This window comes from Maribacter sp. 6B07, from assembly GCF_002700155.1.
Taxonomy (GTDB): Bacteria; Bacteroidota; Bacteroidia; order Flavobacteriales; family Flavobacteriaceae; genus Maribacter; species Maribacter dokdonensis.
Window position 1 is genome coordinate 1,831,292 of sequence record NZ_PDUT01000001.1, and the last position, 18,760, is coordinate 1,850,051.

Annotated in this window: 16 protein-coding genes; 8 read left to right on the top strand and 8 right to left on the bottom strand. The window is 33.7% G+C overall.

All coding sequences use genetic code 11. From position 1 onward, the window contains the following. Nucleotides 1–6 precede the first annotated feature (6 nt). On the top strand, nucleotides 7–447 hold the full coding sequence (locus CSC80_RS07720; protein ID WP_058104825.1) for a hypothetical protein: 441 nt from the start codon (nucleotides 7–9) through the stop codon (nucleotides 445–447). A gap of 60 nt (nucleotides 448–507) precedes the next feature. Here the strand turns inward: CSC80_RS07720 and CSC80_RS07725 are convergent, their stop codons facing one another. Then, entirely contained in the window at nucleotides 508–1,551 is a 1,044-nt protein-coding gene (locus CSC80_RS07725) for an endonuclease (RefSeq protein WP_099190844.1), read from the bottom strand. A 107-nt stretch (nucleotides 1,552–1,658) separates the two neighbouring features. Between CSC80_RS07725 and CSC80_RS07730 the strand changes: the two genes are divergently transcribed. Further along, complete coding sequence (locus CSC80_RS07730; protein WP_099190846.1) at nucleotides 1,659–4,400, top strand: TonB-dependent receptor; 2,742 nt, start codon at nucleotides 1,659–1,661, stop codon at nucleotides 4,398–4,400. Nucleotides 4,401–4,470: 70 nt separating this feature from the next. Further along, nucleotides 4,471–5,781: a DUF5689 domain-containing protein gene (locus CSC80_RS07735; protein ID WP_236973342.1), complete on the top strand. Its 1,311-nt coding sequence runs from the start codon at nucleotides 4,471–4,473 to the stop codon at nucleotides 5,779–5,781. A 2-nt stretch (nucleotides 5,782–5,783) separates the two neighbouring features. Here the strand turns inward: CSC80_RS07735 and CSC80_RS07740 are convergent, their stop codons facing one another. The 3 genes from CSC80_RS07740 to CSC80_RS07750 all read right to left on the bottom strand — a co-directional run bounded on the left by CSC80_RS07740 (nucleotide 5,784) and on the right by CSC80_RS07750 (nucleotide 8,963). Beyond that, the gene (locus CSC80_RS07740) at nucleotides 5,784–6,191 is read right to left on the bottom strand and encodes a response regulator (protein ID WP_099190850.1); all 408 of its coding nucleotides are present in this window, start codon (nucleotides 6,189–6,191) and stop codon (nucleotides 5,784–5,786) included. A gap of 158 nt (nucleotides 6,192–6,349) precedes the next feature. After that, nucleotides 6,350–6,757, bottom strand: a complete 408-nt coding sequence (locus CSC80_RS07745) for a response regulator (protein ID WP_071340586.1) — start codon at nucleotides 6,755–6,757, stop codon at nucleotides 6,350–6,352. Between the two features lie 10 nt (nucleotides 6,758–6,767). Then, a complete protein-coding gene (locus tag CSC80_RS07750; RefSeq protein ID WP_099190852.1) occupies nucleotides 6,768–8,963 on the bottom strand; it encodes a HAMP domain-containing sensor histidine kinase in 2,196 nt (731 codons plus the stop codon). 125 nt (nucleotides 8,964–9,088) lie between these two features. Between CSC80_RS07750 and CSC80_RS07755 the strand changes: the two genes are divergently transcribed. Both CSC80_RS07755 and CSC80_RS07760 read left to right on the top strand, forming a co-directional pair. Then, a complete protein-coding gene (locus tag CSC80_RS07755; protein ID WP_071340584.1) occupies nucleotides 9,089–9,553 on the top strand; it encodes an ankyrin repeat domain-containing protein in 465 nt (154 codons plus the stop codon). Between the two features lie 3 nt (nucleotides 9,554–9,556). Continuing rightward, on the top strand, nucleotides 9,557–10,342 hold the full coding sequence (locus CSC80_RS07760) for an amidohydrolase (protein WP_099190854.1): 786 nt from the start codon (nucleotides 9,557–9,559) through the stop codon (nucleotides 10,340–10,342). Here the strand turns inward: CSC80_RS07760 and CSC80_RS07765 are convergent. Beyond that, on the bottom strand, nucleotides 10,326–11,942 hold the full coding sequence (locus CSC80_RS07765) for an Ig-like domain-containing protein (RefSeq protein WP_099190856.1): 1,617 nt from the start codon (nucleotides 11,940–11,942) through the stop codon (nucleotides 10,326–10,328). The two genes, CSC80_RS07760 and CSC80_RS07765, sit on opposite strands and share 17 nt — an antisense overlap. A 51-nt stretch (nucleotides 11,943–11,993) precedes the next feature. Beyond that, nucleotides 11,994–12,695 (bottom strand): ComF family protein, encoded by a 702-nt coding sequence (locus CSC80_RS07770; RefSeq protein WP_099190858.1) that lies wholly within the window; start codon nucleotides 12,693–12,695, stop codon nucleotides 11,994–11,996. 40 nt (nucleotides 12,696–12,735) lie between these two features. On the opposite strand from CSC80_RS07770, the gene CSC80_RS07775 reads away from it, so the two are divergent. Further along, nucleotides 12,736–13,635, top strand: a complete 900-nt coding sequence (locus tag CSC80_RS07775; protein ID WP_058104835.1) for a hypothetical protein — start codon at nucleotides 12,736–12,738, stop codon at nucleotides 13,633–13,635. A gap of 36 nt (nucleotides 13,636–13,671) precedes the next feature. Beyond that, entirely contained in the window at nucleotides 13,672–15,216 is a 1,545-nt protein-coding gene (locus tag CSC80_RS07780) for a glycine--tRNA ligase (protein ID WP_074670407.1), read from the top strand. A gap of 1 nt (nucleotide 15,217) precedes the next feature. Here the strand turns inward: CSC80_RS07780 and CSC80_RS07785 are convergent, their stop codons facing one another. Together CSC80_RS07785 and CSC80_RS07790 are read right to left on the bottom strand one after the other, a co-directional pair. Further along, a complete protein-coding gene (locus CSC80_RS07785) occupies nucleotides 15,218–17,308 on the bottom strand; it encodes a TonB-dependent receptor (protein WP_099190860.1) in 2,091 nt (696 codons plus the stop codon). 27 nt (nucleotides 17,309–17,335) lie between these two features. After that, complete coding sequence (locus tag CSC80_RS07790) at nucleotides 17,336–17,857, bottom strand: DUF3575 domain-containing protein (protein WP_058104838.1); 522 nt, start codon at nucleotides 17,855–17,857, stop codon at nucleotides 17,336–17,338. Nucleotides 17,858–17,984: 127 nt separating this feature from the next. Here CSC80_RS07790 and CSC80_RS07795 point away from each other — a divergent pair, with 127 nt between their 5' ends. Further along, nucleotides 17,985–18,749 (top strand): exodeoxyribonuclease III, encoded by a 765-nt coding sequence (locus tag CSC80_RS07795; RefSeq protein WP_099190862.1) that lies wholly within the window; start codon nucleotides 17,985–17,987, stop codon nucleotides 18,747–18,749. The last annotated feature ends 11 nt before the right edge of the window (nucleotides 18,750–18,760 follow it).

Here is an 18,760-nt window from a genome sequence, read left to right on the forward strand (position 1 = left end):
TATACTATGTACGAAACTATTCACATACTTCATTCTTACTTGGCTTATATAGCATTGGCCGTATTAATATTGGCTGTTGTCAATGCAATCTCTGGTCTTGTATCAAAAAGAATATTTGATATGGGTAAAGACTTAAGAGTAAGTCTGTTCGCCTTAATTCTATGTCATATTCAGTTATTGGTAGGTTTGATCCTCTATTTTGTTTCACCTAGTGGATTAAGTGCAATACAAGAATTTGGTATGGGTGGTTTAACATCTGCCGCACGTTTGTTAGCTGTAGAGCATCCTTTTATCAATATTTTGGCAATAGTATCAATTACCGTTGGTTGGTCTAGACATAAGAAATTTGTTGAAGGCAATAAGAAATTTAAAAGTATTGCGATTTTCTACGGTATTGGGTTGTTATTTATACTAAGTAGAATTCCTTGGGGACAATGGTTTAATTAAATTTGGACTGTAATACGTTGACGATTAAAGAACCAAAATGTGATTCATTTTGGTTCTTTTTTATGGATTTACTTTTTTAATGAGGTGGAGATAAACTGGAAAATGGTCACTGTACCCGCCAATATAACTACCACCGGCATACGTTCGTAATGGATATCCCTTGTACCTTCCTTTAGGGTCTAGTAAGTAAGCCGGAGTAAATATGCCGGTTTTCCAATATCTGTAACCCTTATTTGGATTATTATTGATTAAACTAGAGGTCATATAAAACTGATCGAACAAATTCCATTTGTCCCTATAAGCCAGCGAGCCCCTTCCTTTTCTATAAAGCTTTTCCATAGGTCCATAAAGGCTTGTGGAATCCAGCTTTTTGGAGTTTTTTTCAACTTTCAGTACTTTTTTAAAACTTGGGTCAATAGGGTCATCGTTAAAATCGCCCATGCTTATAATTTTTGCATGAATATTAAATCGTCTGACAGAATCAATAATTCTTTTGTTCAATTTAGCCGCTTCCACTCTAAAAGGTCTACTTCTGGCTTCGCCACCACTTCTAGAAGGCCAATGGTTTACCATAAAGTAAATTTGCTCATTATCTAGAAGACCTTCGACAATTAATTGATCTCTTGTATAATCTCGTTTGCCATCTAGTTTAAATAACAATAACCTATGACTATTAAAATTGACCGGTACAAAAGCATCTTTCTTATAAAGTAAGGCTACATCTATTCCACGTTCATCTGGTGAATCAAAATGTACAATTCCGTAGTTAAAAGCCGATAAGAATTCGTGATGAACTAAATCTTTTAAAACACCTAAATTTTCTACCTCGCAAACTCCAATTATATCTGGCGCCGTCTTGTTTTCTTTTGAACCTATTTCGGATAATACCTTAGCCATGTGTTCTATCTTGTGAGTATAGCGTAGTGGTGTCCACTGATCTTTGCCATCTGGGGTTCTATCATCATCGTAGACTAAAGAATCATTTTTAGTATCAAATAAATTTTCTAGATTATAAAATGCAATAGTCCTTATTTGATATGTATCTGGCTCTTGGGCAAATGACAATAAGGTTAGAAAAAAGAATATTGACTGAAAAAAGCGCATTGTTGAATGTATTTGGTCTTAAATATCAACGAGTATACGGATTTTTCACGTTAATTATTTCTTAAATAGTATCTTAATGACTTATAAATAAGGCATTAAGCTGTCTAATGGTTAAGCATACATTATTCTTATTACTGTTTTTTATAATTATCGGCCTTAGGGCTCAAAACACTTTTTCGGTTCAAGGAGTGGTAAAAGATAATGAAAGTAAGATGGTGCTTGCCAATGTATCTGTGTTTTTGGAAGGGGAAGATACTATGATGGTAACCAATGCATCAGGTAAATTCTCACTGTCATTTTCCAACAAAGGAGAGTACATACTGCAAATTTCTTCAGGAGAATATACGATCAAGCGTATTCCGGTTATTTTAGAAGATGAAAATATTGACTTAGGTGATATTTTTTTAATTCGAGATATAACTTTAGAAAAATCGATTAACCTAATAACAATTACAGATGACGAACTTTTAGATGAAGAAGTGAATTCTAATGCACTTGCACTTCTACAATCCACAAAAGATGTTTTTCTTAATAGGGCGGCGTTTGACTTTGGTCAGGCGTTTTTTAGGGTAAGGGGTTATGACTCTCAATATGGAGAGGTTTACCTTAATTCTCTGCCAATGAATAAATTGTATGATGGTAGACCTCAATGGAATAACTGGGGCGGGCTAAACGATGTAATTAGAAATCAACAATACTCTAATGGATTAAAAACTTCAGAAGTCACCTTTGGTGGAATATTGGGAAATACCAATATAGACTTAAGGCCTTCAAAATTAAGGGCAGGCACTCGTTTGTCATCTTCTATTTCAAATAGAACCTATAGTGGTAGACTAATGGCTACCTATAATTCTGGAGTAGAGAAAGAGAAATTCGCATATATAATATCCGGTTCAAGAAGATGGGCACAGCAAGGGTATATTAATGGTACTCTATATGATTCTTATTCCCTTTATGGAGCAATGGAATATTTTTTAAACGATAAAAATTCATTTTCCGCTACGGCAATTGTTGCATCTAATAGAAGGGGGCGTTCTTCTGCAATAACAGAGGAAGTATTTAAATTAAAAGGAAATAAATATAATCCATATTGGGGATATCAAAATGGTAAAATTAGAAATTCAAGAGAACGCCATATAAGGGAACCGTTGTTCTTATTAAATTATCATCACGAATCTGAAAAATTCCGTTTAAATGCTGGATTAGCATATCAAACTGGGCAGTATACAAAAAGCCGTTTAGGGTACTTTAATGCTCCTAATCCAGATCCTACATATTATCGGTATTTGCCTAGTTTTTATTTGAATTCGCCGATAGGAGCTAATTTTGAAAGTGCAATAGAGGCTAAAAACGGATTTTTAAGTCAGCCACAATTAGATTGGGAAAAGCTGTATGCAGCAAATACCAGTATAGGTCAGAACGGTGAGGCCGCATATGTTCTTTATGATGATGTAACCAAAGATGATCAATTAACAGTTAGAATGACTTCGAATGTGGAGTTGAACGCTCATTTTAAGTTAGATATGGGCTTGACATACAGATCGCTCAATTCAAGAAATTATGCTCAAATTTTTGATTTGCTTGGAGCGGAATATCATAACGATATAGACGTATTCTCTGAGACTAAAAACGATTTGTTTTCAGCATTAAATAAGAATAATGGAGATATTTTCAACTACAACTATAATGTAAAGGGAAATGAAATAGATGGGTTTATACAGTTAAATACTGAATTCAAAAGTTTGAGGTCGTTTATCTCTGGCAGGTATACTATTGTTGACTATCAACGAGAAGGTCTGTTTAAAAATGAACGCTTTATTAATAACTCTTTAGGTAACAGTGAGAAAATCAGATTTTCCAACTGGGCGTTTAAAAGTGGTGCGTCTTATAGTATAACCGGTAGGCACTGGGTAGCGGCAAATGCAGCATATATAAATAAGGCACCTGTACTTCAAAATGTCTTTATAAACCCTAGGGAAAGTAATGAATCGGTTCCTAATATTCAAAATGAAAAAATCACAAGTATAGATGCTAACTACTTTCTACGTTTACCAAAACTAACTGGCAGGTTAACTGGTTTTTATACCCGTTTTCAAAATACTACAGATGTTAATTTTTTCTTTGTTGATTCTGGCTTGGGATCAGATTTTGTGCAAGAGGTATTGACAGATTTGGATAAATTACATTTAGGTGTAGAATTAGGTCTAGAATATCAATTATCAAGTGCGGTTAAACTATCATTGGTAGGATCTGTCGCTAAGCATTTGTATGCTAGTGACCCATTTGTAACTATAAATTTCGATACGGCCGGGGCAAGGGAAGACCTTATAGATATATCTGGTACAAAGTTCCTGGGGCAGTCAAAAATAAAAGGATATAAATTGGCTCAAGGTCCACAAAAAGCAATGGCTGCAGGTATTGAGTATAGAGATCCAAAATATTGGTGGGTGGCTATGACCGCTAATTACTTGGCTAACAATTATGCAAATATTTCTACGATTACCAGAACACAAAGTTTTCTAATAGACCCAGAAACACAGGTTAGGTTTCCTGATGCAACAGACGAGAATGTGCAACAGTTATTAAAACAAAAATCTTTAGATGATTTTTATTTGTTGAACTTGGTAGGTGGCAAGTCGTGGTTAAAAAATGGAAAATATGTAAGTGTTTTTGCCAGTGTGAACAATGTTTTTGACACCAGTTTTAGAACTGGTGGTTATGAACAAAGTAGAAATGGAAATTTTGGTCAGTTAAAGCAAGATAATTTAAGTGGTAGTCCGTCTTTTGCGCCAAAATATTGGTACGGATTCGGTAGAACTTATTTTTTAAATTTTGCTTTTAGTTTTTAATGAAGGGTTATAGATGATTATTAAACACCGATTTTTTATAATAATAAGTTGCAGTTGTTTGCTGGTAATTATGTCTTGTGTAAAAGATAGAAATTTTGAAATACTTGATACTCATTGTTTGGATACGGAAATTGAAACTATTGAAATAAGCGATCTAAAAAGTCTTTATGCCGGGGAAACTGTTCAAATTCATGAAGATTTGGCAATATATGGCTATGTAGTTTCTTCAGATAAAAAAGGTAATTTCTTTAATGTAATACATTTTCAAGATAAACCTGCCGAGCCTACTGAAGGGTTGCAAATTGAATTGGAATTAAGGGATTCACATTTGTTCTTTGATGTAGGGCAAAAAATAGTCATCAAATTAAAAAACCTGTATCTAGGTGAATCTAATGGTGTTTACAAAGTAGGTGGTGTATTTACTTCTTTTGGGAATAGAAATGTAGGTAGATTACCTAAAAATCAAGTTTTTGAACACGTTCTAACTACGTGTGATGATAATTTTGGTATTCAGCCTTTAAAAACAACGATACAAGATCTAAATATGACGATGATCAATACATTAATTATGATTGATGATGTTGAATTTGAAGAAAATGAATTAGGGAAGCCATTCGCTATTGAAGAAGAGGAAACCATAAGAACCCTAATTGATTGCAATGATAATGAATTGTCTTTGAACAATAGTGGTTATGCAGATTTTCAACCTGAAATACTTTCGGATAGAATGGGATCGGTAACTGGGGTTTTAACTTATAATGACAATGAGTTTCAGCTTATAATTAGAAATTTAAATGATGTAAAATTCGACAAAGACCGTTGTGAAGATTTTGTTGATGAATTTACTTCAGAATTTTTACTCATTTCGGAAATTGCCGATCCTGATAATAATTCTGGAGCCCGTTTTATTGAACTCTATAATTCCTCTAGTGAAAGTTTATCATTAAAAGGTTGGACTTTACAACGGTACACGAACAATAGTTTGGAGGTAAGCTCAATAATAGACTTGTCAGGTTTAACTATAGAGGGCAACAATTTTCTGGTTATCTCGCCAAACGCAGACGAGTTTGAAAACGTTTACGGTTTTGCTCCGGATCTTGCGGTAGGTACCAACTCTCCTGCAGATTCAAATGGTGATGATAATATGGTACTTGTGGATCCATTTGGAAGTATAATAGATATATTTGGTATTATAGGTGAAGATGGTAGTAATACCGATCATGAATTTGAAGACGGTAGAGCCCTAAGAAAAGAAGAAGTTATAATGGGTAATACGGTTTTTAATGCAAATGAGTGGTTAATTTATAATGACACCGGTTTAAGTGGCACAATAAATGAACCTCAAAATGCTCCAATGGATTTTACACCTGGTGCAAGATAAATTTAAACGTCTTCATTAGAGGCTATGATTTTTTTAATAGCGTCTTCTGTTAAAGGCTTAACTAGGTAATCTTTTACTAATTTATATTTCTTGGCCTTTTCCATAAAACTTGGGCTAATAAAAGAGCTGGTAATATATATTTTGATATGGCCGATTTTATCCATTGGTAGTGCCTCAAATTCTTCTAAAAACGACCAGCCATCTCTATTTGGCATGTTTAAATCTAAAAAAATAACATCGGGCAAAGTTATATTTTCCACTAATAAGCCAACCAAACCATCAATAGCTTCTTGACCTTCTGAGTAGTATAAGATATTATCACAGAAATCATAGTGCTTTAAAGTGGTCTTTGTGCTTACGGAGAAAAACTCGTCGTCATCAATAATACAACAACTTGAAAATACGCTCATTTAAAATGGTTCAATAAAAAATCTAATATTAGATTTAAGGTTTTAAATATAAATAATTGTTAATGACTAAGTTATGTAAATAACTGGGTGAATTTTCTTTGGAGAAAAGAAAGTTCACCCAAATTATTAACAATTAAATTTAAATAAATTAGTACAAATTAGCTTTCCACTGTTGCACCTAAAATTTTAGAAAGATCATCTGGCGTAATTGGTTTTAATATGTAAGTATCTACTTGTTCGTAGTCTTTTACTCTTTCAAGATCTCTAGGGTCTACTGAAGAACTAATGATGTAAATCAAGATTTTCTTTGATTTTTTACTTTTACAGAGTTTAAACTCATCTAAAAATTCCCATCCATTCAAAACAGGCATATTTAAATCTAAAAAGATTACATCTGGCAAAGGTTCGTCTGCCAAACATGTTTTCTTTAAACCATCAAGAGCGTCTTGACCGTTGGAGTAGACTATAACGTTTTCTGCGAAATCTACTTCTTTTATGATTCTTTTGGTGCCATATACAAATATAGGATCATCATCTATAATACAGCATAACTCAACTTTTTTCATAATATCTTAATTATCCTTGGTTCAGTTCAATGAACATGGTTGTACCTTTGTCTACAACACTTTCAATATTTATAGTACCGTTCATAGATTCAATTTGGTTTTTGGTAATGAACAAACCAATTCCTTTTGCATCTTTATGCTTATGAAAGGTTTTGTACATACCAAAAATTTTATCTCCATGTCTATTTAAATCTATTCCTTGACCGTTATCGGTAAAGGTAATGAGTACTTTGTCTTTTTTAGTTCTTGATTTAATTTCAATAACCGGTGTGCGTTCCGCAGACCTGTATTTAAGGGCATTTGTAAGAACGTTTAAAAATATACTTTCTAGGTAGGCAGGTACGGCACTTACAAAATGGGTCTTTGAAACATCTATTTTTAATATAGCACTATGTTCTTCAAGTATACCGTTTATGCTTTTTGTAATTTGGTTAATGGTATTGAGAACACTAATGCTTTGTAATTTTTCAAGCGCCCCGGTCTTCACCTGTACCACGTCGTTTAAATGAGCAATGGTTTCAGATAGGCTTTCTGTGGCGCTGGTAATCATTCTATTCAAGTTTTTACGCTCGTCTTCATCTTTTTCTTCATTTAAGAACTTGGTAAGCATGGTCATATTTGTTGAATGTGACCTTAAATTGTGTGAAACGATATGGGCAAAATTGGTAAGACTTTCATTTTGACTTTTAGTAACTTCTACAAGACCTTCAAGTTTTTTTTGTGATTCAATTCTTTTGGTAATATCCAAAAATTGGACTATGGCATGACTTGGTTTATCATCGTAATCAAAAACAGGTGTAACGCCTATAATGGCGTGTACTATATTTCCATTTTTGTGAAAATATCTTTTTTGTAGGTGTAGATTTTTATTAGATCCATTAAATACCTTGGTTTTAAACTGTTGACTGTCGGTCAAATCTTCTGGGTGCGTCATATCTGTGGCTTTCATTTTTAAAAGCTCACTTTCAGAGTATCCTAAGCTATAAGATAAACTTTTATTTATTTTTAACCATCTAAGATCTGGGTTAACCAAAGCCATACCAATTGCAGAATGTTCAAAGGTTTCTGAAAATGACTTTGTACTTCTAGCAAGTTTCAATTCTGCACTCCTTAGCTCTGAAATGTCCCAATTTGCACCAGTCATTTTAATAGGCTTTCCATTAATGTCTTTTATGGTTTTAGATAAGCCTTTTATATATCGTAACGAGCCATCATTAAGCTTAATTCTAAATTCTTCATCAAAGTCTTTAGTACCTTCTACGGCCTTTTGTGTGGCTATTAATATTCTTTTCTTATCATTTTGGTGAATAGTATTGGACCAAGCTTCAAATACGCCAGAAAATTCATTTTCGTTAACATCAAAAATGCGGTACATCTCCTTGTCCCAGGTTAACTCATTATTTACTAAATCATAATCCCAAATACCAATTTGGGCAGTTTCCGTTGTTATTTTAAGTCTTTCCGTTATTTCTTCATGTGCCAACTGTATTTTTTTACGCTCATCAATATCTTGAAATGTACCTACAAGTTTTACGGCCTTTCCATTTAGCATTTCCACCTCACCTTTTGCGCAGACCCAAACTTCTTTGCCGGTAGCTGTTACAATTATCAGCTCTGTATCAAAAGATTTGCCTTCGGCTATAGCGGTGCTGACTAAATTGGTAATATTCTCTCTATGAATTCCTTTTTTGTAAAAGTTGATACCGTCTTCAAGGTTAGGTTCAAAATCTTCACTAACCTCATGAATATCTTTAGTTGTTTTGGTCCAATAAACCATACTGGTTTTAAGATCAAGCTCCCAACAACCAATACGGGCAACCTCTTCTGCTTTATGCAATAATTCTATTTCTTTCTTATAGATGGTTATATCATCTAGAAATATAACCACACAGTCAATCTTGCCCACATCATTCTCAATAGGCAGAATTTTCCATTTTAACCATTTAATTTCACCGTTGGGTAAAACAAATCTCTCTTCTTCATTGATATTTTCTTCCCCCTTTAAAGCGTTTTTAAGAGCTGCTTTAAAAGATTGGGGAGTTTCTTGGGTGTCTTCAAAAATATGTTTATTGGTCAATTTGGATTCATGTAAACTAAAATCACTTAGCCATTGGTTAGAATAGCTAATATAGTTTAACTTAGTATCCACGATAGCAATTGCATTGGGGGACTCTTTTACAAGAAAGTCAACGGCTAATGTTTTCAAAAGATGTTAATTTAGATTTAAAGGTACGTATTTCCATTAAAGTAGGAAAAAATAGTTGTTCGGTAAGAAATTACATCAAATTTTGATGAACTATTGTTTTAATGAATTGAAAAAAATTAAAAGTTATGAACGAGTTTTTTTTTAAGGCCATAAGGGAAGGAAGTATTAATGAGGTGAGGTCAATGTTGGATAAAAACCCGGTGCTAGTAAATAGTAAAGATACAAGAGGTTCTACGCCTTTAATTTTGGCTACCTATTATGATGAAATGGAGATAGCTAAGTTGCTATTGGAAAAGGGAGCGAAAATAGATGCTGTAGATGCTTCTGGTAATACGGCATTAATGGGTGTTTGTTTTAAAGGTTTTACGGATATTGCAAAATTATTAATTGAAAAGAAAGCAGAATTGAATGGACGCAATGCAATGGGCGCAACATGTCTTATTTACGCTGCACAATTTAATAGGTTAGAGATTGCAAAACTGTTAATAGCCAATGGAGCTGATAAAACAATTAAGGACAATAGAGGTAATACTGCATTAGATCATGCTAAAACACAAGGATTGACCGCCTTTGTTGATATGCTGGAATAATTTATGGAGGATAAAAAAGATAGTTTGAAAATCGCATTGATTCAATCATTGCTACATTGGGAAAATCCTGCTGCAAATAGACAAATGTTCAGTGATAAATTAGAACAAATTACCGAGCAAGTAGATCTTATAGTCCTCCCAGAAATGTTTTCAACGGGCTTTACCATGTCTCCGGGTAATATTAGAAAAGAAGAAGGTTCAATAACAGTGCGTTGGATGCAAGAAATGGCATCAATTAAAAATAGCGCCATTGTAGGAAGTATTGTTTTTGAGGAAGATGGCAGCTATTACAACAGGCTTTTCTTTGTAAAACCAGAGGGTAATTTTGAGTCTTATGACAAAAGGCACACGTTTACATTGGCTGGTGAAAATGAAAAATATTCAGCGGGTACCGAAAGGTTGATTGTTGAGTATAAGGGTTTTTCCATTTGTCCATTAATATGTTATGATCTTCGTTTTCCTGTTTGGAGCAGAAATACCCAAAACTTTGATATGCTATTGTATACGGCAAATTGGCCGGGTAAACGAATTGCAGCTTGGGATGCTCTATTAAAAGCAAGAGCTATAGAGAATATGGTGTATTGTATAGGAGTTAACCGTATTGGTACTGATAGTTTGGGGCACCAATACCCTGGTCACTCTAGTATTTATGATCCATTAGGTGAACTTCAAGTTTTTACTAAAGAAGAGGAAATCAAAATAGTAAAAGTTGAAAAATCCAAAGTTGATAGGATCAAGAATAAGCTAAGGTTTTTAGATGATAGAGATGAGTTTAGTCTATTAAATTAAAAGTCTCAATTTTCTCCCAATTAGCCCTTAGCTCAATTAATGCAGGGTAATAACTAATTTTTTCTGGCTGTATTTTTTTCAATAGATTTCCCGTATCCCATTTGCCATTACCGTTTAAATCGAAAATAACACGGGCTTGATATTTGCCAGGGTTTAAGTTGTCAAAAGTATAAACTTGTGGTTCTGTAGCATAAATCTCTCGCTGTAATTCGCCCTTTTCATTGGTAAGCTGCACAATTATGGGGTAAACAATTGAATTACCGTTTAAATTAAGGGTTAGATTGCCATAATCGGCAAGACTCTTTGTTTTAAATGAAAATGCGACAGAGTCATTTGTGGTTTCAAAGAAATCTGTAACTGCCCCGGGTATCAATTCCATTCTATAGTTTTGATCTGGATCAATTTTAAAATCAAAGTTCAACAAATTTCTTATTGAGTCCAGTTTTACATTAACGCCAATTTCAATGGAGTCTTTATCCATTAATTTTATTTTGGTACTATCAAAACGTATTAATGGCGTATTGCTTAAAAGGTTAATAGGTTTGTCAAATTCTATATTACCATTCTGGCTCATGGAAATTTTCAAAGAATCGAATGCTACTTTTCTACTCTTTACTTTAAAAGTGTCTCTAACCTTTAATTTTTCATTTGTTAAAGTAAAAATTAGGGAGTCCATCTCGTAAGGAGTAAACCAAAAATTTAAAGTGTCTTTATCCCTTTCTTTGGTTATTATGGTCTTAACGGTATCTGGTATTTCCGTTAAAGTGTTAATGCTAATATCAGAGCCTTCACCATAATACCCGAAACTAATTTTATTACTTGCTTCCATTGTAGGTACTGCAACACTATAATCAGGTATTTCCTTAAATAACGTTAGTAAATAAATAGAATCTGTAGGTAAATTGATCGTATCCTTTACAAACGCTATTTTATCTGTTTTTTGATCAAATAGATTGTTGTTGGCAGCATCTTTTACTCCAAATAAGGCATACTTTCCTTCCTTTAAATTATTGAGCTTAAAAATAATAGCGCTATCAAGTGTATTGGTAATGTAGTTTGGAGGTCTCTTATAAATGGTAGAGTCAGTATAACTAGTGTCAATTTTGTATAGCATTACGCTAATAAAGTCATCAGGTTTTTTGTTGAAAGCGTCTTTTACTACTCCTTTAAGCTCTAATGAATCAATGTAGTCACCAGTTGAGAAAACATAGGTAAAAAAAGATTTAGGGTTTTCTTCGTTATTGTCCACAATACCTTGACCAAAATTTAACGTATAGGTGGTATTTGGGGCAAGGGTATCTTTTATGGTAATTTCTACATATTTATTCGCATTACCTATAGGGGAGAGTACTGGTGAGTTTTTTAACGGAGGCGATATAATAAGTTGTTTTTGAATATCTTTCAACTTCACCAATTCATTAAAATAAAGTCTAATTTTTTGACCCTTGAAATTGGTGGTCATGTTAGGCGGTTCTGCTCTAGTAAGTTCAGGGGCTGTAATATCTTTTGGTCCTCCGGTAGGGTTTCCGCGTTGCGCACATTGGTAGGACACCAATATGATGATGAAAACAAATATGAAACCTAAAATTTTTCTGCTCATTAGTGTATTTATCGACCGCAAAGAAACAACATATTTTATAGAAAACTAGTTCTAAGGAACAACTGCCATACTTGTGACATAAATATTTACTCCTTCTATATCTCTAAACGTATTGGCACAAATTTCCATGGTTGCGCCAGTTGTAATTACATCGTCAACCAATAATATATTTTTATTGATTAAAAGCTCATGATTTTTTATCTCGTATAAAGATCTGTTGTCATACCATCTGCTTAATCTGTTTTTCTTTGTCTGTGTTTTAGTATTTGCCGTTTTTATCAGCATGTCGTCGGTATAATCAGCGCCAATATGAGTAGCAATTTGTTTGGCAAAAAGTGCTACTTGATTATAACCCCGTTTTTTTAATTTTTTACGGTGCAACGGTACCGGAATTACATAATCTATTTGTAATAAATCTCCTTGTTCTTTTAAGATTTGGCCATGCCAATCACCTAAAAATCTGCCAATACCCTCTTGGTTTTTGTATTTCAATAGATGTATTAGGTTTTTAACAATTCCAATTTCGGTAAAGAATAAGAATGAATTTGCTTTTTTTATGTTAATTCGTCCATAAAAAATACGGTCAACGGCATTTTCTTCGTTAAAAGTATACTCGGTAAGCGGTAATTGATGTCGGCAAGATGTACAGAGAAGAACCTCTCCTCTATATAATCGTGCATTACATCCAAAACATGATATGGGTAACAGTATGTTGGTAACATCCTTTAGTATATTTGAAATTCTGTTTTGCATCAAACCTTACAGATTACTTAACCTACAGCCCACTTTTTAAATGGACACTCAAGATAACAAATTCAATTATAAAATAATGCTTGCTGCATTTGCTGCCGTAATTATAGCATTGTTAATTGCATTCTACTATAGTTACGCCCAGTCTAACGCCCAAATAGACTTTTTAGAGCAGGAAAAAGCAATTTTGGTAAGAGATCTTACCATTATGAAAGCAGATGTGGATCGTTTGTCCGCAAAGAGCGAAATGAATGAAATAGAGTTGCAAGACTCTAAATTCAAGGTTCAAGAACTTTTGGATTCTGTGGGAAGATTAAATTTTACGGTGCAAAGATTAAGAGAATTCAAAACAGAGCTACGTAGACTAGAATCTAAGAATGATAGTTTAATTTTAAAGAACAATTTTCTTCGTTACAATAACATGTTGCTTACAGATAAATATGATGAGTCTCGCAAGCAAATTGAAAACTTAAGGGCGAACAGTAATTCATTGGCAGAGGCAGAAGCTTTGCAGAGAAGAAAGATATTGGAGCTGAATCAAAAATTAAAAACCAAAAGTTACCTAAAAATGGCAAATGCTGAAGGTAGTGGTTTTAGATTGATAAGAGGTACAAGGCCAACTAAAACAAACAAGGCTTCGATCATAGAAAAATTAAGAGGTTGTGTTACTGTATTGGCAGATGAAAGCGAAGCTGGAAATGAAAAAATTATCTATTTACAATTTTTAGATCCTAATAAACAGATCATAGAAGACAATGCCAATACAATTACAGTAAACGGTAATGTATATAGTAAGAGGGTAGAGTTTGTTTTTCAAGGTATAGACCAGGCGTTATGTGAATCTATAACCATACCCGAAGGCTCTTTAATGGAGGGTAATTATACCTTAAATGTCTTCGAGGATGAACGATTGATCACTTCTTCAGAATTTCAATTGAAATAACTATTTTTTTTTTAGGTAATATTCTATTTTTACAGAATGGCAAAGCAAGAAGATGATTTTAAGCGTGTAATATCTCACGCAAAGGAATATGGTTATGTATTCCAATCTAGTGAAATTTATGATGGTTTAAGCGCTGTTTACGATTATGGTCAAAACGGTGTAGAGCTTAAGAAAAATATACGTGACTATTGGTGGAAAGCCATGGTACAGCTCAATGACAATATAGTTGGGCTAGATGCTGCGATTTTTATGCATCCGTTAACTTGGAAAGCATCTGGACATATAGATGCCTTTAATGATCCATTGATAGATAATAAAGATTCTAAAAAGAGATATAGAGCAGATGTTTTAGTTGAGGATTATGTAGCTAAAATTGATGCCAAAATTGAAAAAGAAGTCAAAAAAGCAGAAAAACGTTTTGGAGAATCTTTTGATAAAGATCAATTTTTAAAGACTAATCAGCGCGTTGTTGACTATCAAGAGCAAGGAAAAACAATTCTAAGTAGATTGGGTAGGTCTTTGCAGAACGAAGATTTAGCCGATGTTAAAGCTCTTATTGAAGAATTGGATATTGCTTGTCCAATGTCTGGGTCAAAGAACTGGACAGATGTAAAGCAATTCAATTTAATGTTCGGCACAAAGTTAGGAGCCAATGCAGAAAGTGCAATGGATCTATTTCTTAGACCGGAAACTGCCCAAGGTATCTTTGTTAATTTCTTGAATGTTCAAAAATCGGGTCGTATGAAATTGCCTTTTGGTATTGCTCAGACCGGTAAAGCGTTTAGAAATGAAATAGTCGCAAGACAATTCATTTTTAGAATGCGTGAATTTGAACAGATGGAAATGCAATTTTTCATTCAGCCAGGCACTCAGAAAGAATGGTATGAAACTTGGAAAGAAAAAAGAATGAAATGGCATTTATCTCTTGGTATGGGGCAAGATAATTACCGTTTTCATGATCATGAGAAATTGGCTCATTATGCAGATGCAGCTTCAGATATAGAGTTCCGTTTTCCTTTCGGATTTAAAGAGCTTGAGGGTATACACTCTAGAACAGATTTTGATTTAGGCAGTCATGAGAAATTCTCAGGCAAGAAATTGCAGTACTTTGATCATGAGGTTAATAAAAATTACGTTCCTTATGTGTTAGAAACTTCTATTGGTCTTGACAGAATGTTCTTGGCTGTATTTTCAAATTCATTACAGGAAGAAGAATTAGAAAATAATACTACTAGAACTGTTCTTAAATTACCTGCTGTTTTGGCACCTGTTAAAGCTGCAATTTTACCATTGGTCAAAAAAGATGGTTTGCCAGAAGTAGCACAAAAAATTGTGGATGACCTTAAATGGGACTTTAATGTAACCTATGATGAAAAAGACGCGGTAGGTAGACGTTATAGAAGACAAGATGCAAATGGTACTCCATTTTGTATAACAGTAGATCATCAAACTTTAGAAGATCAAACGGTTACCATTAGGCATAGAGATTCTATGGAACAAGAGCGTGTTGCCATATCTTCATTGAACGGTATTATTCATGATGCTGTAGACATGAAAACCTGGTTAAAAAAGATGGAATAGTCTATAAGGTGTAGTTTAATTTTAAACCGCCATAGTAATTGATATTGTTCCCAGGGTAGAAATACCTTGGGGCATTTCCTCCAAATCCATTAGCATTTATCAATACTGATTGTGCGTATTTAGTATCGGTTAAATTATTGATGCCAAAATCTAAACCTATTCTCAGTTGTTCTGATATTTGATTTTTGTATCCTACTTTTAGGTTCAATAAGTTAAAAGAATCGCTATACAAGGTATTTGCGTCCGTCAAAGGAATTTCATCTACATATTGATGCGTAATATTAAAGAATAGTCCATTTCCAAAATTGGTTTGTATCCCTGAATTTATTTTGTTTTTTGGTACACCTGTTAATGCATTGTCTGAATAATCTTCATTTGCTTCTTCATCTATAAAGACTAAGAATTTATGATTGCTGTAAGTGTAGCTGATAAATGGCGATATGGTAATTTTATTGGTAACATTAAATCTGTAACTCCAGTCAAGATCAATTCCTTGATGTTTGGTTTTCCCGGCATTTCTACCAATATATTGATTGTCGCCTACACGTTTGGCTACTAATAAATTGTTTATCGGCATTAAATAAAAGGCAATTTCAAATCTATTCCTGTCATCTTCACTCTTGTGTTCTATGCCTAATTCATAGTTTGTGCCGGTTTCTTGTACAATGTCCGGATTGATTATTCCATCAGGTGTTAACGTTTCTTCTAAACTAGGATTGGAAAATCCGCGACTAATGTTACCATATAATTGGTAGGTAGGTGTAAATGCGTAGTTAACATCTATACTTGGTAGCAACAGGGCTTTAAAGTTTCTATTTGCACTGGTATTTAGCTCCCCTGTATTGAACAAGTCCCTAAAATCATATTGGGTTTTGTTGATATTCAGCCCTAACTGTGTGGTAAGTTTGGGTGTAATTGAATAAGAGGCAGTTGCGAAAATGTTTATTTGGTTTCTGAATTCTTTATTTTTTGATTGTTGATCTCCTTGAAGGCTTCCATTGCCTTCATTTTCTTGATATAGATTTTGAAAAGTTTGCCAATTGTATTCGTCTTTGTAAAGCTCACCACCTAAAGTGTAAAACAGAGCGTTTTTAGATATGTCCAAGTTCCCAGAAAATAATGTCCTAACACCATAACCGTTGGTGAATTCGTCTAAAATATTGAAGGGTGCAGGTTCGTAATGATCCAAGTAAGTGTAAAATAAACTGGTTGTATTCTTAAGGTTAGGGCTAGCGTAGTAAGTATGCGATAACCCTATTAGACTATAATTGTTGTCTTCATAACCTTGTGATGCTCTCCATGTAAATGCAGCTTGGGTAGGGTCTTCGTTAAAATCTTCTTGACTTATAGAGCTTGCTATTTGGGCAGAATAATCTATATGGTTAACTAATAATCCCAGTTCACTCTTTTTAGAAAGTTTAAAGATGGTGTTTAATAAATATCCGTCACGTTCAAATCTGTTATTTTCACGATATCCATCAACTTCCATATGTCCGTATTGAAATGTCATATAGAAATTATCTTCTGCATGGGTAAATCCTAAGCTGTTTTTAAAAAGTCCGTAAGAACCAATAGTTGTATTGTTTGTAAACTTTGTAGGTTGGTCACTTAATTGTTTAGTGTTCAATATTATTGCGCCACCGAGGTTGGTTCCAAATCCCGTTCCTTTAGGTCCTTTAATAACTTCAACAGAGGTCAGGTTTTCTAAATCAAAAGCTTCTATTGTAGAAGATCCCGTACCATTTGTAATCGGGATATTGTTGTAGTATAATCTTAATTTATCTGTGCCGTATAAGGTTCTGGATCCAACTCCCCTTATGGTGATTCTATTGGTGTTTAAAGCGCCTGAGAGGGCATATAGGCCGGACACTTGATTTAAAGAACTTATAAAGTCAACAGGGCTGTAATTGGAAAATGTAGTTTCCCCTATAATTTGAGATGGCACAATGCCAATAGCATTTTTAGCTGTTAGGGTGTCAATTACAATAACTTCGTTTAAACGGGTAATACTATCATTTTCTGTTGTTACCTGCGCTAAAAGAACTGAGGGGGTTATAAGAATAAATAGTAGGCTAAAGAGAGTTTTTTTCATAAAAAGATTAAAACTCAAAAGTACCCATTAAAACCTAAAACCTAAAGATAATCCTGCTCTAAACATAAAGTCATCTTGAAAATCTTCTGGGTTAATATTTCTGCCCAAACCTCCGTTTAATTCAATGGTAAATTTTTGACTTCTAGTAGCCCATTTATAACCACCACCCAGACCAAGTGCAATGGTAGAATAGTCATAATTTCTTGTGCCTATATTTTGAGTGTCTACATCGTCATCTCCAGTGTAATATAAACCAAAGACCTCTGCAAAGAGGCCACTTTTTGGTTCAAAACCAAAATAAGCTCTTAAGTTGGGTCCTATACCAAAGTTACCATTGTAATCAGTTGATTTTCCATCAAAATATATTGTTCCTCCTATACTGGTATCTTCATTAATATAATATTCATAGCCAAGTTCGACCGTAGTAGTAATTAAAAACTGACCAATATTCAGTTTAACCTCATGGCTATTATCGTCATTATAATATGCTTGTGCAAAAGAAGATGTAGTTGCAAATATTAGAAGGGTTGTAAAAATGAACTTGTTCATGAATAGATGATTATAATATAAAACAGACTTGTAAGGATACTTTTAAAATGTGAAATTATGATTTTAAAAGAAAGTATACACCTTTAATCTACAACTCTTTTTTATTTTTAGGTCAAAATTTAGATACATGAAAATCATATCCTACAATGTAAATGGTATTAGGGCGGCAATAAGAAAAGGTTTTTTGGATTGGTTGGTTGCAGTTTCGCCTGATGTTGTTTGTCTGCAGGAAATAAAGGCAAATGAAGAGCAGTTGGATCTTACATTGTTTGAAGAAGCGGGGTATAAATACAATTATTGGTATAGTGCACAAAAAAAAGGGTATAGCGGAGTGGCAATTCTTTCGAAAACTAAACCAGATGCTGTAGTATTTGGTACCGGTATAGAGTATATGGATTTTGAGGGTAGAAATATTAGAGCGGATTTTGGTGAAGTATCAATTATGAGCATGTATTTACCTTCTGGTACCAACATTGAAAGATTGGAGCACAAGTTGATGTATATGGCAGATTTTAGACAATATGTTGATGGACTTAAAAAAACCAATCCTAATCTTATTGTATTGGGAGATTATAATATATGTCATGAAGCTAGGGATATACATAACCCTGTAGGACTTAAAAATGTTTCTGGTTTTTTACCAGTTGAGAGAGAATGGATAGGGGATTTTATAGACAGTGGTTTTGTAGATAGTTTCAGGGAGTTTAATTCTGAGCCAGATAATTATACATGGTGGAGTTATAGGGCAAATGCCAGAAACAACAATAAAGGTTGGCGTTTAGACTATGCCATGGTGGCTTCTACATTGAAAGAAAGGTTGTTGAGGTCCGTTATATTATCAGAAGCCAAACATAGTGATCACTGTCCAATTTTAATTGAGTTAGATAGTTGATCATATAGATG

What these genes read in the sequence shown, in the direction of transcription:
- CSC80_RS07785 (WP_099190860.1), bottom strand. Translation starts at nt 17,308, where the DNA reads ATGAAAAAAACTCTCTTTAGCCTACTATTTATTCTTATAACCCCCTCA.
- CSC80_RS07790 (WP_058104838.1), bottom strand. Translation starts at nt 17,857, where the DNA reads ATGAACAAGTTCATTTTTACAACCCTTCTAATATTTGCAACTACATCT.
- CSC80_RS07775 (WP_058104835.1), top strand. Translation starts at nt 12,736, where the DNA reads ATGGACACTCAAGATAACAAATTCAATTATAAAATAATGCTTGCTGCA.
- CSC80_RS07745 (WP_071340586.1), bottom strand. Translation starts at nt 6,757, where the DNA reads ATGAAAAAAGTTGAGTTATGCTGTATTATAGATGATGATCCTATATTT.
- CSC80_RS07760 (WP_099190854.1), top strand. Translation starts at nt 9,557, where the DNA reads ATGGAGGATAAAAAAGATAGTTTGAAAATCGCATTGATTCAATCATTG.
- CSC80_RS07755 (WP_071340584.1), top strand. Translation starts at nt 9,089, where the DNA reads ATGAACGAGTTTTTTTTTAAGGCCATAAGGGAAGGAAGTATTAATGAG.
- CSC80_RS07765 (WP_099190856.1), bottom strand. Translation starts at nt 11,942, where the DNA reads ATGAGCAGAAAAATTTTAGGTTTCATATTTGTTTTCATCATCATATTG.
- CSC80_RS07770 (WP_099190858.1), bottom strand. Translation starts at nt 12,695, where the DNA reads ATGCAAAACAGAATTTCAAATATACTAAAGGATGTTACCAACATACTG.
- CSC80_RS07740 (WP_099190850.1), bottom strand. Translation starts at nt 6,191, where the DNA reads ATGAGCGTATTTTCAAGTTGTTGTATTATTGATGACGACGAGTTTTTC.
- CSC80_RS07735 (WP_236973342.1), top strand. Translation starts at nt 4,471, where the DNA reads ATGTCTTGTGTAAAAGATAGAAATTTTGAAATACTTGATACTCATTGT.
- CSC80_RS07730 (WP_099190846.1), top strand. Translation starts at nt 1,659, where the DNA reads ATGGTTAAGCATACATTATTCTTATTACTGTTTTTTATAATTATCGGC.
- CSC80_RS07720 (WP_058104825.1), top strand. Translation starts at nt 7, where the DNA reads ATGTACGAAACTATTCACATACTTCATTCTTACTTGGCTTATATAGCA.
- CSC80_RS07725 (WP_099190844.1), bottom strand. Translation starts at nt 1,551, where the DNA reads ATGCGCTTTTTTCAGTCAATATTCTTTTTTCTAACCTTATTGTCATTT.
- CSC80_RS07780 (WP_074670407.1), top strand. Translation starts at nt 13,672, where the DNA reads ATGGCAAAGCAAGAAGATGATTTTAAGCGTGTAATATCTCACGCAAAG.
- CSC80_RS07795 (WP_099190862.1), top strand. Translation starts at nt 17,985, where the DNA reads ATGAAAATCATATCCTACAATGTAAATGGTATTAGGGCGGCAATAAGA.